The 12,487-nt window shown below is 71.0% G+C and carries 14 protein-coding genes and 1 pseudogene; all 15 read left to right on the top strand.

From position 1 onward, the window contains the following. Positions 1–214: 214 nt before the first annotated feature. Positions 215–1,102 carry a hypothetical protein gene (locus SAVERM_RS16860; RefSeq protein WP_010984687.1) on the top strand — a complete coding sequence of 296 codons (888 nt, stop codon included), beginning with the start codon at positions 215–217 and terminating at the stop codon, positions 1,100–1,102. Between the two features lie 78 nt (positions 1,103–1,180). After that, entirely contained in the window at positions 1,181–1,894 is a 714-nt protein-coding gene (gene cpaB / locus SAVERM_RS16855; protein WP_037644987.1) for a Flp pilus assembly protein CpaB, read from the top strand. Positions 1,895–1,962: 68 nt separating this feature from the next. After that, on the top strand, positions 1,963–3,570 hold the full coding sequence (locus SAVERM_RS16850; protein WP_010984685.1) for a CpaE/TadZ family protein: 1,608 nt from the start codon (positions 1,963–1,965) through the stop codon (positions 3,568–3,570). Between the two features lie 80 nt (positions 3,571–3,650). Then, positions 3,651–3,710: pseudogene (locus SAVERM_RS45560) on the top strand (hypothetical protein); the annotation flags it as partial. A gap of 109 nt (positions 3,711–3,819) precedes the next feature. Continuing rightward, complete coding sequence (locus SAVERM_RS44760; protein WP_010984684.1) at positions 3,820–3,972, top strand: hypothetical protein; 153 nt, start codon at positions 3,820–3,822, stop codon at positions 3,970–3,972. Between the two features lie 89 nt (positions 3,973–4,061). Beyond that, complete coding sequence (locus SAVERM_RS16840; protein WP_010984683.1) at positions 4,062–5,402, top strand: TadA family conjugal transfer-associated ATPase; 1,341 nt, start codon at positions 4,062–4,064, stop codon at positions 5,400–5,402. Between the two features lie 49 nt (positions 5,403–5,451). After that, positions 5,452–6,393: a type II secretion system F family protein gene (locus SAVERM_RS16835; RefSeq protein ID WP_010984682.1), complete on the top strand. Its 942-nt coding sequence runs from the start codon at positions 5,452–5,454 to the stop codon at positions 6,391–6,393. A gap of 11 nt (positions 6,394–6,404) precedes the next feature. After that, entirely contained in the window at positions 6,405–7,310 is a 906-nt protein-coding gene (locus SAVERM_RS16830; RefSeq protein WP_010984681.1) for a DUF5936 domain-containing protein, read from the top strand. A gap of 11 nt (positions 7,311–7,321) precedes the next feature. Beyond that, positions 7,322–8,740: a sensor histidine kinase gene (locus tag SAVERM_RS16825; RefSeq protein ID WP_010984680.1), complete on the top strand. Its 1,419-nt coding sequence runs from the start codon at positions 7,322–7,324 to the stop codon at positions 8,738–8,740. Further along, positions 8,733–9,464 (top strand): response regulator, encoded by a 732-nt coding sequence (locus tag SAVERM_RS16820; protein WP_010984679.1) that lies wholly within the window; start codon positions 8,733–8,735, stop codon positions 9,462–9,464. Before SAVERM_RS16825 ends, SAVERM_RS16820 begins: the two co-directional genes overlap by 8 nt. Positions 9,465–9,590: 126 nt before the next feature. Further along, positions 9,591–9,806 (top strand): hypothetical protein, encoded by a 216-nt coding sequence (locus tag SAVERM_RS16815; protein ID WP_010984678.1) that lies wholly within the window; start codon positions 9,591–9,593, stop codon positions 9,804–9,806. A 59-nt stretch (positions 9,807–9,865) separates the two neighbouring features. Next, positions 9,866–10,420 carry a pilus assembly protein TadG-related protein gene (locus SAVERM_RS16810; protein ID WP_010984677.1) on the top strand — a complete coding sequence of 185 codons (555 nt, stop codon included), beginning with the start codon at positions 9,866–9,868 and terminating at the stop codon, positions 10,418–10,420. Between the two features lie 15 nt (positions 10,421–10,435). After that, on the top strand, positions 10,436–11,029 hold the full coding sequence (locus SAVERM_RS16805; protein WP_010984676.1) for a hypothetical protein: 594 nt from the start codon (positions 10,436–10,438) through the stop codon (positions 11,027–11,029). Between the two features lie 3 nt (positions 11,030–11,032). Next, complete coding sequence (locus SAVERM_RS16800) at positions 11,033–11,713, top strand: OmpA family protein (RefSeq protein WP_010984675.1); 681 nt, start codon at positions 11,033–11,035, stop codon at positions 11,711–11,713. 123 nt (positions 11,714–11,836) lie between these two features. After that, a complete protein-coding gene (locus SAVERM_RS16795) occupies positions 11,837–12,484 on the top strand; it encodes a dihydrofolate reductase family protein (RefSeq protein WP_010984674.1) in 648 nt (215 codons plus the stop codon). Positions 12,485–12,487 lie beyond the last annotated feature (3 nt).

The raw sequence follows: 12,487 nt of genomic DNA, 5'->3' as shown, positions 1-12,487 counted from the left end.
CTCAACCCCTGGGCGCGGAGGGTGAGTTGAGGCATATGCGCCTCACTCTGTGTGGATCAAGGTCACACCTTCGGTGAGATGATCTCGTTGATTCGGTGTTGAGCGGGGCATGCCGTGGATATGGTGCTGGGCAAGAGGATGCAAGAGGACGTCACAGGGGCGATCTGAGGCGGTGGTCGACCACCCCGCCGCAGTGAACGGGGTGGTGTGCAGCGTGCCGACCGCGATAGCCGTCACCAGCGCCGACCTGGTGCTCCCCCCGCTCGACCGGGGGACCCCGCCCGCCGCCGTCCAGCCCCTCGACACCCTCGAGCAGTCCCTGAACGGGATGCACGCGCTCATCGAGCAGCACGGGTACGTCGTCGTCCTGTACCCGGCTCCCGCCACCGGCCCCGCCGCGGCCGAGCAGCCGGACGTCAGGCGGCTGCGTACCGTGCGCTCCGTCCTGGAGAGCGACCGCATCGCGCTGCTCGGCATCGACCTGCCCCCGCTCGGACTCGCCTTACTGGCCCAGCAGTTGCGGCAGCTGTCGATGTGCGACTTCAGCCCCGGCGTACTCGCCTCCGCCGCGCGCCTGCTCGCCCACTACATCTACGCCGGCGCCCTGCTCGGCTCGGTCGCGGGGCTCGACCGCGTGCCCGTCTCGATGAAGTCCCACGCCAAGTCGTGGGTGCCGGGCGCCCAGTTCGCCGTACTGGCCAATCCCCGGCCGCAGCTCGTACGGGTCGGCGAGGAGGAGTTACCGGGCCCCGAGTTCGGCACCCGGCTGCTCGTCGCCGCCGGGCAGCCGCCCTCGGACTGGGTCACGGCCTCACTCGCTCCCGCGTGGCGCGTGCAGGGCGTGGCGACCGTGCCGCTGCCCGCTCAGTCCACGCGCTGGTGGGGCACGGGACGGCTCGCCGAGTTCGCCGCGGGCCTGTTCGACGTCTCCGTGCTCTATCAGCTCGTCTCGTCCGTACGCCGGGAGGAGTGCCACTGGTGTGGGCTCGAACTCATCGGCGACCGCTGCGGGTTCTGCGCGGCGCCGCTTCCCCCGCCGCCGGAGCTCGGGCAGGCGAGAGCGCCCGCGGCCGTACGAGCCCTGCCCCGGGGCCGGACGTAACGGCGCACGGCGCAGCACCACAGCACAGCACGGCCGCTCGACCCCTTCGCCCCCGCTCCGAACGAGGTTGTCCGCGTCATGAACTCACGCCAGCGCCGCGGCGTCATCCTGCTGGTCCTCTCGGTCCTGTGTGCCCTGGGCGCCTTCGCCGGAGTGCTGTCGGTGATCCGTGACGTTAACTCGAAGGTCGGCCCCGAGGTGGCGGCGTACCGGCTGAGGAACGACATCGCGCCCTACAAGGAGCTGTCGGCCGACCAGTTCGAGAAGGTCTCCATGCCCAGGCGCTGGCTGTCGAAGACGGCGGTCACCGACCTCGCCCAGATCCGCGGGAAGATCGCGGTGACCCAGCTGGAGAAGGGCTCGTTGCTCCAGACCGACATGATCGTGGACCGGCCCGCGCTGGCGGCGGGGCAACAGGAGATCGCGATCATGATCGACGCGTCGACCGGTGTCGCCGGCAAGATCAACCCCGGCTCCCGCGTCAACATCTACGCCACCTTCAAGGCGCCGAGCGACAAGGGCAAGGACCAGTCCAAGGTGATCGTCGAGAACGCCCGCGTCCTCGACGTCGGCAAGCTCACCGCCCTCGACCCCGGCCAGAGCAGCGACCAGCGCCGCCGCACCGCGAGCGAGGCCGTCCCCATCACCTTCGCGCTCGACACGGCGGACGCCCAACGGGTCGCGTACGCCGAGTCGTTCGCCGAACACGTCCGGCTCGCGCTGGTCGCGGGCGGCTCGGGGACCACGGTCCCGCCGGGCGACCGCTCATACACCCTCGACGAGGACAAGTAGGAGGCCGCGATGCGCTCAGCCGCGATGCGCTCAGCCACGAGGCACCCAACCCCTGCGAGGGCCGGCCGATGACCGTACGCATCCTCCCCGCCGTCGGCGACATCGACTCGGCCCGCGCCCTCGCCACCCTGCTGAGCCAGCTCACCGACGCCGAACCGGCCCCGCCGGTCGCCGACACCACCGCGCTCCTGGACACCCTGGCCCGGCTCGCCGCCGAGTCCCTCGACGAGCTGCCCGAGGTCGTCCTGGTCCACGAGCGCATCGGCCCGGTACCGGCGCTCGACGTGATCCGCGACCTGGTGCTGCGCTTCCCGGCGGTCGGCGTCGTCCTCATCACCGCCGACACCGGAAGCGGCGTCCTCACCGCCGCCATGGACGCGGGCGCCCGCGGCATCATCGGCCTGCCGCTCGGTTACGACGCCCTCGCCGAACGTGTCCAGGCGGCCGCCGCGTGGTCGACGGGCATGCGGCGCCACCTCGGCAGCGGGACACCCGAGCTGTACACGGGCCCCGGCGGCACGGTCGTCACGGTGACCGGCGCCAAGGGCGGCGTCGGCGCGACCGTCACGGCCGTCCAGCTCGCGCTCGCGGCCAGGGCGTCGGGCCGTACGGTCGCGCTGCTCGACCTCGACCTCCAGTCGGGCGACGTGGCCTCGTACCTGGACGTGCAGTTCAGGCGGTCGGTCGCGGACCTGGCCGGCATCACCGACATCAACCCGCGCGTCCTCCAGGACGCCGTCTACATCCACGACAGCGGCATCGGGCTCCTGCTGGCGCCCGCCGAGGGCGAGCGCGGCGAGGAGGTGACGGACCGGGTCGCCCGGCAGGTCGTGGGAACCCTGCGCTCGCGCCACGACGTGGTGATCGTCGACTGCGGCTCCCAGATGAACTCCGCCACCGCCGCGGCCGTCGAGATGGCCGACCAGGCGCTGCTCCTGGTCACCCCCGACGTGGTCGCGATCCGCGCCGCCAAACGCATGGTCCGTATGTGGGACCGCCTCCAGATCCGCAAGGCGGAGGAGACGCTCACGGTCGTCAACCGCCACTCACGCGGTACGGAGATCCAGCCGTCCCTGGTCGAGCGGGTCACCGGCACCAAAGTGGCCCGCTCCGCCGTCCCCGCCGCCTTCAAGGAACTCCAGTCCGTGGTCGACGCGGGGCGCCTCCAGGACCTCGACGCCCGCTCCACGGTCAAGCAGGCACTGTGGGCGCTGGCGGGGGAGCTGGGGCTGGTCGCCGTCCAGGAGAGCGGTGGACGGCGCCGGAAGTCCTCGGACCGCGGCGCGCTCTCCCTGCGGCGGCGCGGCGGCGACCGGGGCGCGGTCACCCTGGAGTTCGCCGGGATGTTCCCCCTGCTGCTGGTCGTGATGGCGATCCTGTGGGAGTGCGTGCTGTACGGCTACACGTACTCCCTCGCCGGGAACGCGGCGGACGAGGCGGCCCGCGCGGCCACGGCGGCGTACGCGATCAAGGGCGATGTGGGAGGGGCGTGCCAGTCGGCCGGCGCCGAGCATCTGCCGGATTCCTGGAGCGGGGCGGACATCAGCTGCGGGCAGGACGGGTCGGTGATGAAGGCGACCGTCCAGGTGGACGTCCCGCTGTTCTTCCCCGGGGTCAACCCGGGCTGGTCGGTCGACGGCTCGGCGGGGGCGGCGCTGGAGGGGGACGGCGGGTGAGGCTCCTCGACCGGCGCGCGACCCGCTTACCTCCCGCCGGGTCCCGGCCGCCGCGGCGATGGGGCGACCGGGGCGTGTCCATGCTGGAGTTCGCCGGTTTCCTCCCCATCCTCCTCGTCATCGGCATGGCCGCCATCCAGCTCGGCCTCGTCGGCTACGGCATCAGCCAGGCCGGATCCGGAGCGCGCGCCGCCGCCCGGGTCGCCTCGCACCAGGACGGCGACGTGCACGGCCGCGGGTCTGGCCTCGGTGAGCTCCTGGCTCGACCCGGACGTCCCCGCGCCGGCGAAGGGCGCCGACACCACCACCGCCACCGTCACCGTCCACGTCCCCTCCGTCATCCCCTTCTTCGGCGCCGGCTGGGACGTGACCCGCCGCGCCACCATGCCCACCGACGACTGACGCCCCCGCCCCCGAGACGACCGAAGCCCCCAGCCCCCGCCCCCGAGACGACCGAAGCCCCCAGCCCCCGAGAGGAGTTGACCCCGGACATGAGCCTCCGCTCCCGAATCGCCGCCCCCGACGAAGGCGGCCCCGCCCGCGAGGACGGACACCTGGTCGCCGTCTACCGCGCCAAGCTCCTCGAAGAGATCGACCTCGCCGAGATGTCGAGCCTGGCGGCGGCCGAACGCCGGATCCGCCTGGAGCGCGTACTCGGCCACATCATCAGCCGGGAGGGGCCGGTCCTCTCCTCCGCCGAGCGGTCCCAGCTGATCCGCCGGGTCGTCGACGAGGCGCTCGGCCTCGGCGTCCTGGAACCCCTGCTCGCCGACGCCTCGATCACGGAGATCATGGTCAACGGCCCGGACTCGATCTTCGTCGAGCGAGCCGGCCGCGTCGAACAGCTCCCGCTCCGCTTCGCCTCCACCGAGCAGCTGATGCAGACCATCGAACGCATCGTCTCGACGGTCAACCGGCGCGTGGACGAGTCGAACCCGATGGTCGACGCCCGCCTCCCCACCGGCGAACGCGTCAACGTCATCATCCCGCCGCTCGCCCTCACCGGCCCCACCCTCACGATCCGCCGCTTCCCCCGCGCGTACACGCTGCCGGAACTCATTGGCCTCGGCTCCCTGGACGAGCAGATGCTGCTGCTGCTCGCGGCCTTCGTCCGGGCCCGCTTCAACATCATCGTCAGCGGCGGTACGGGCACCGGCAAGACGACCCTCCTCAACGCGCTCTCCGGGCTCATCCCGTCCTACGAGCGCATCATCACCGTCGAGGACTCCGCCGAACTCCAGCTCCAGCAGGAGCATGTGATCCGCCTCGAATCCCGCCCCCCGAACGTCGAGGGCAAGGGCCAGATCACCATCCGCGACCTGGTCCGCAACTCGCTCCGGATGCGCCCCGACCGCATCATCGTCGGTGAGGTCCGCGGCGGCGAGACGCTCGACATGCTCCAGGCGATGTCGACGGGCCACGACGGCTCCCTGGCCACCGTGCACGCGAACTCGGCCGAGGACGCGCTGATGCGGTTGCAGACCCTCGGCTCGATGTCCGAGGTACTGATCCCGTTCGAGGCCCTCAAGGACCAGATCAACTCGGCGGTGGACGTGGTCGTCCAGCTCACCCGGCACGCCGACGGCTCCCGCAAGATCACCGAGATCGCCCTCGTCGTCTCGCACGGCCGCGAGCAGTTCCGCATCGTCCCCGTCGCCCGCTTCGTGCCGCGCCCCGTCGGCGCCGACCGCGTCGTCCACGGCCGCTTCGAGCACCTCCCGCTGCCACGCCAGGTCGCCGAGAAGCTGTACGTCGCCAATGAGCCGCTGCCGGCCGCCTTCAGAGTCGCGGACGCCATCGACGTACTCGACACGAGGCAGGCCATCGGATGACCCCCACCCGTGATCGGACGACCCCCACCCACGACGAGAGGAGCGAGCCGTGAACCATCCCGCTCTCCTCGCCCTCGGCGCCACCGTGCTGTGCGGCACGCTCGCCGTCGCGGGCGTGCACGTGTACGCGGCGGGCCGCGCCCAGCGCCAGGCCCTGGTCGACCGGCTGGCCGGCGGCGGCCCGATCCGTACGGTGGCAGGCCGCGTACGGCGCTTCGCGGGCATCGACCGCCGACTGCGCCGCACCCGCCTCGGCCGCGCCATCCACCTCCGCCTGACGACGACCGGACTCGACCTGACCGCAGGGGAGTTCACCACCTACGTCGCCGCGGTGGTCGTCGCGCTGTGGCTGATCGCGGCGACCACCCTGGCGCCGTTCTTCGGCCCGATCGCCGCCCTGGTCGGCATCTGGGGTGCGGCCGTGTTCCTCAACTGGCAGCGCCAGAAACGCATCGAGGCGTTCATCGGCCAACTGCCCGACGTGGCCCGTCTCCTCGCCAACGCGACCGCCGCGGGCCTCGCCCTGCGCACGGCCCTCGCCATGGCGGCGGAGGAACTGGAGGCACCCGCGGGCGAGGAGCTGGCGCGTGTCGCCGACCAGTTGACGCTCGGCAGGTCCGTCGACGACGCCCTGGACGAACTCGCCGAACGCCTCCCGTCCCGCGAACTGATCGTCCTCGTGACCACCTTGGTGCTGGCCAACAAGGCGGGCGGCTCGGTCGTCAGCTCGCTGCGCAACCTCACCCAGACCCTGGAGGACCGCAAGGAGACCCGGCGCGAGGTGCGCACCATGCTCTCCGAGGTCAACGCGACCGCCTTCACGGTCCCGCTCCTCGGGCTCGGCTCGCTGCTGCTGATCAACTCCTCGAACGAGGGAGCCCTCGCCCGCGTGACCGGCTCCTCGCTCGGCCAGGGCCTGATCCTCCTGTCGCTCGGCCTCTACACGGTCGGCTTCTTCGTCATCCGCCGCCTCGGCAAGATCGAAGTGTGAGGGGAGGCACGGTGTCCTCGTCTACGTCGCTGGGGTTGCTGCTCGCCGCGCTGATGGCCGTGGCCGTGGCGGGTGTCCTCCTCGGCATCCGCATGATCAGGGCGGACGCCAAGCTGCCCAGCGACCTCGTGCTCGCCCTGGAGGTCGGCGCCACCCGCGTCTCCACGGCCGACTCCGCCGTCGACCGCCTCGGCATGCGCTTCGCCCCTCTCGTCCTGCGCCTGATGGGCCCCCGCCGCGTCGCCGCCAAGCGGCGCCGCATCGACATGGCGGGCAACCCGGGCGGCCTCACCCTGAACCGCTACGCGGCCCGCCGCGCCGTCTACGGCATCTTCGGCGTCGTACTCGGCCTGATCTTCCTCACCAACGGTCACCCGCTGTTCGCGCTGGGCACCCTCGCCTTCGGCCTGCTCGCCGCCGACGCGCTGATCTGGCAGGCCGTCCGCGAACGCAAGGACGTCATCGACCGCACCCTGCCCGACTTCCTCGACGTCCTGGCGGTCGTGGTCTCGGCGGGCCTCGGCTTCCGCCAGGCACTGGACCGGGTGGCCGAGAAGTACGAGGGCCCCTGGGCGGACGAACTGCGCATCACCCTGCGCCAGATGGACATGGGCGTGAGCCGCCGCCAGGCCTTCGACGAACTGCGCAAACGCAACTCGTCCGAGCAGGTGGCCCAGTTCGTCTCCGCCCTGCAACAGGGCGAGGAGCTGGGCTCCCCGATCGCCGAGACCCTCATCCAGCTGGCCACCGACATGCGCCGCACCGACGCCCAGAACGCCCGCCGCCGCGCGGCGAAGACCATCCCCAAGGCCACGATGGTGACCCTGGTCTTCATGCTTCCGGCCACGATGATCCTCATCGCGACCGGCATGTTCCTGGGGTCGGGGACGAACTTCGGCTCGATCCTGGGGCGATGATGGGAGGCGGCATGGGAGACGGCCGGCTCGCGGGGCTGTGGGCACAGCGGGCACAGTGGGCACAGTGGGCACAGCGACACCCGGCACGTGCCGCCAGGCGGACCCCGGCGCCGGCCGGCCCCGACGCCGGATACCTGGCGGACGACGCCCCGCCCCCCACCAGCGTCCGCCTCCAGCTGAGCGCCCTCCAGGCCCTCTGCCGGCAGACCATCGCCGTCCGCCTGACGATGATCGCCTTCGGCGCCCCCTTCGCCATGGCCAACGCCGCGGCCGGCGCCCCCCGCTACGCCGTCCTGGCCGCCGCGGTCCTCGGCGTCATGGCCTCGTACGCCATGCTCCGCGACTGGGACCGCTTCGGCCCCCGTCTCCTGGCCCACCCCACCCTGATGGCGCTCGACCTGCTCTTCGTGGCGACCCTGCTCGTGACGGCGTCCCCCGCGTCCCCCCTGGCGTACGCGACGGTGTGCACCCCGCTCCTCTCCGGTCTCCTCTACGGCTGGCGCGGCTCGGGAGTGTTCACCGGCCTCCAACTCGTCGTCCTCCTGACGGTGTTCAGGGCCTGGGAACACCGCCCCGGCGCCGGCGCCAACACCCTCCTCGTCGCCGGCTTCTGCGTCGCCGCCGGGATCATCGGCGTCACCCTGCGCAATCTGATGTTCCGCTTCGGCGCGGCCAGTCAGGCGTTGTCGGAGGCGACCTCCCGGCTGGCGGTCGCGGAGGCGGTGGAGTCGGAGCGCGCGCGGCTGGCCCGCGAGATGCACGACTCGGTGGCGAAGACCCTGCACGGGCTGGCCCTGGCGGCGGACGCCCTGGCGGCGTCCACGGACCACAGCGACCCCGCCGCCCTCAAGCGCCAGGCGACGGTGGTGGCGGGAGCGGCACGCAGGGCGGCGGCCGAGTCCCGGGACCTGCTGTCGGACCTCCGGCGCCATACGGACTTCACCGCCGCGCACGTCGATCTGACCGCGGAACTGGGCTGCCGGGTAAGGGACTTCGGCACTCGTACGGGCCTGGCGGCAGAGCTGAGACTTCCGCGTACGGACGAAGACGCCCTGCGCGCCCTGCGGCAGCTTCCCTGCGCGACCGCGCACCACGTCCTGGCGGTCGTGTCGGAGGCGCTGGAGAACACCCACCGCCACGCGCGGGCGACGAGCGTACTGGTCGAACTCGACGTCGCCGAGGACCGGCTGGCGGTGAGGGCGGGGGACGACGGTGCCGGCCTGCCGCCGTCCGCGACCCCCGACAGCCCGGCGAAAACCGGCCACTTCGGGCTGCTGGGCATGGCGGAGCGGGCCGCGAGCCTCGGCGGCCGGGTCCGGCTGGGCCGTTCCCCGCTGGGCGGCGCCGAGGTCCACCTGACGGTTCCCCTCTCCACGCCCGCCACCCCCTCCACTCCCCACACCCCCCAAGAGGAGGCCGCACATGCCTGACCAGGCACTCTCCGGCCCGCCCCTGCGCGTACTCGTGGCCGACGACAATCCGGTGGTACGGGCGGGCCTGTCCGCCCTGCTGTCCGCGCACCCCGACATAGAGGTGGTGGCGGAGGCCTCGAACGGCGAGGAGGCGAAGGCCCTCGCCGGGGAACACCGCCCCGATGTGGTCCTCCTCGACGTGCGGATGCCGGGCACGGACGGCCTTACCGCACTCCCCGAACTGGTCCGGCTTACCACCGTGATGATGCTGACCTACAGCCGGGAGCCCAAGGTGGTGGCGGAGGCGCTGCGCAGAGGAGCGTCCGGTTACCTGGTGCACGGGGAGTTCACGGTGCCCGAACTGATCACCGCGGTACGGGATGTACGGAGGGGGCGGCTCACTGTCTCGTCTTCGCTCAGCGTTTCGTACGAACCGAACGGAAACCCTTCGCACCTGCAATCAGTTGTGGCACAGTCGTCGAAGGCTTGGCCCACCCGTGTGACGGGCCTGCCCCGCCGGACCGTCAATCGGCTGGACTTCGGTCTGAGTTCAAGGGAGGTGGAGGTCATGGATCTCATCGCGGCCGGCATGAACAACCGGCAGATCGCCGCCACCTGCTTCATCAGCGAGAAGACGGTCAAGAACCACATCAATCGCATCTTCGCAAAGCTGCACAGTGCGACGCGCAGCGAAGCGATCGCCCACTGGCTGGGTACGGCGCGGGAGGGGTGGAGCCGATGACTCCGCCCATGACTCCACCGATGATTTCACCGGCAAGAAGTTGGGCCCCTGGACCCACCCGGAGTAGGCGCGCTCTCACGTACGGTGCTCGGGTTGGTGGTGGTGTCGGGTGGGAGGGCGGCGGTCATGGTGACGAACACGAGGCGCAGGCTCAGCGGGTGGCGGACGACCGTGGTCTCCCGGATGCGGGGGGCGGGGCGGGACGCGGGGGCCGGGTTTGTGGAGTATGCGGGGTTGATGATCATCATTGCGGGGATCTTCACGCTGATCGATGGGCTCGGCCTGGACGGGTTGATCTCGGATGCGATCCTGCGCGCGGTCACCGACGTCATCGGCGGCTGAGCGCTGTACGACTGCTGAGCGATCGGGGGCAAACCCTCCCCATCTATATCTGGCTGACGGTGATCCTGCTCTTCGCAGCCTTCGCCTGTTTCGCGTTCGCCCAGGCAGCGTCCGCCCGCAACGGGGCTCAATCCGCGGCGGACGCTGCGGCGTTGGCGGCAGCGCAGGACGCCCGGGACGAGCTGTTGGTGCGCCTCGGGGACGCCGTCGGCACGGACGACAACTGGCTCGACTGGTTGGACCTGCCGGAGGACACGGTGCTCCCGGCCGACGGAGCCGACGCCGCGGCTCAGGTGTTGGCTGCCGCGAACGACTCGACCGTGCAGGGCGGAGCCCAACCGGTCGTGAGGAACGGCTATCCCGGCTTTCAGGTCGACATCCAGACCAACTACACGGTCGGTGACTCGATCATTCCCGGCACGGAGGGCATGCGGGCGAGGGCCCATGCCGTTGCAGTCGTCCAGCCGCGCTGCGACTTCGATCTGAACGCGGATCCCAAGAAGCCTGTAGAGCTGGGCTGTGATGGCCAGACCGTGAACATCGATCCCGAAGATTTCGATCCGGCCGACCTTCCTGACGCATCCGTGCTGTTCTCTGTGCATCTGGCCGAGTGAAAGGAAGCCGTACCCATGGACTATCGGCACACCATGAAGGGCCGCCGGGCACTGAGCGCCGTGGCGATCACGGCCGGGCTGCTTCTCACGGTGGCCGGCTGTGGCGGGGGAGACGACGGGAAGTCCGACAAGGGAACCCCGTCCTCCACGGCTCCCGCGAAGAGCGGCGACGACGGCAGCAAGGCGCAGTCGAAGGCCCCCGAGTCGGACACGGTGCTTGCCGAGGTCAAAGGCGAGGGCGGTGTGACGCTCACGGTGAAATCCGCCAAGCGCGACGGGGGCGGGTTCGTGACCGTCGAGGGCACGGTGGCGAACGGAACGGGCCGCGCCTGGTCCGTGGGGTCCTGGCGAGGTGACGAAAGGGAGTTGGCCAAGAACGGCGGTTCCATGGCCGGCGCCAGCCTGGTCGACGAGACCGGCAAGAAGAAGTACCTGGTGCTGCGGGACACGGAGGGCCGGTGCTTGTGCACGAGGTTCACGGGCGGCCTTCTCCAAGGACAGTCGACAGACTGGTTCGCCCAGTTCCCCGCCCCACCCGAAGGCACCACAAAGGTCAGTTTCCAGGTCGGCGGAATGCCCCCCGCCTCAATCGAAATCTCCGAGGGCTAACCCATGACCCTCACCCCCCGCCGCGCCACCGCGACCGCGACCGCCACCGCGACCACACTCACCGCACTGGCCGTACTCGCCACGCTCACCCTCACCGTCCCCTCAGCCGTCGCCGACGACGGTGACCCCAGCGCGCCCCCGGGCAGCGTGACCACCTCGCCACCCCCGGACGTGGATGCGAACAGCCCGGGTCTGAAGCTCGCGGACGGAGCGACCCTCGCCCCCGCCAAGGTCCTGGACATCAAGTCGGTCGTCGAGGACCTCGGCGGCGAGGAGCGCCGGGAGGACACGAACGCGGACGTGACGTTCGCGCTCCAGGCGGAGGTGCTCTTCCCCAAGGACAGCCCGAAGCTGAACCCGGAGGCACGGTCGCGCATCAACGCCATCGCGGACGAGATCAAGAAGCAGAACGCCACGAACGTCCGCGTCTTCGGTTTCACCGACAACCTGGGCTCGTACGCCCACGGCCTGACCCTCTCCAAGAAGCGCGCGGAAGCCGTCCACGACCAACTGGCCTCCGCTCTCGGCTCGCAGGACGTCACCTTCGAGGTCCGCGGCTACAGCGAGGACTACCCCATCGCCGACAACACCTCCGAGCAGGGCCGCCGCAAGAACCGCCGCGTGGAGGTGACGTTCCCGAGGGACACGGCATCGTCCGAGTCCCAGAAGTCCGGCGCGAGCTGACCGTCGGCACGGTGCTCGGCCCGGAAACCGGGCGTTCCTCCGCGCCTGCGGGGCGGGGCTGCGCGATGCTCGTCGTCTAGCTGATTCCTGTCGGTCGTCGTGGAACCGGGAGCCGGAGCTGTCATGAGAAAGATCGTGCTGATGATGTCCGTGTCCCTGGACGGCTATATCGAAGGACCGAACCGCGAGATCGACTGGCATTTGGTCGACGACGAGGTGCACCAGCACTTCAACGACACGCTCAGGGGGATGGGCGCCTTCCTGAGCGGGCGGGTCACCTACCAGCTCATGGCCGACTTCTGGCCCACCGCCGACGCCGATCCCGCCAGCACCGGACCCGTGGCCGACTTCGCCCGGATCTGGCGGGACATGCCCAAGATCGTGTTCTCGCGCACGTTGCAGCACGCCGGGTGGCACACCACCATCGTGCGGGACCTGGTCGTCGAGGACATCCACGCCCTCAAGGCCCAGGAGGGCGGTGACCTCGCGCTCGGGGGCGCGGACCTCGCCGCCGAATTCATGCGGCACGACCTCGTCGACGAGTACCGCGTGTACGTCCATCCCGTCCTCCTCGGCCGGGGCAAGCGCCTCTTCCCCGAGACCGACACCCTCACGCCGCTCCGGCTCACCGAGTCCCGCACCTTCGGCAACGGCGTCGCACTCCTCCGCTACGAACGCGCCGAGAGCACAGCCGACACAGCCGGCACGAACCCCGCAGCGGGCACAGCCGACGCAGCTGGCACAGACCGCCCGAACGGCACCGGCTCATAAAGG

Source organism: Streptomyces avermitilis MA-4680 = NBRC 14893 (assembly GCF_000009765.2).
Classification (GTDB): Bacteria; Actinomycetota; Actinomycetes; order Streptomycetales; family Streptomycetaceae; genus Streptomyces; species Streptomyces avermitilis.
This window is presented reverse-complemented; position numbering and strand designations above follow the sequence as displayed.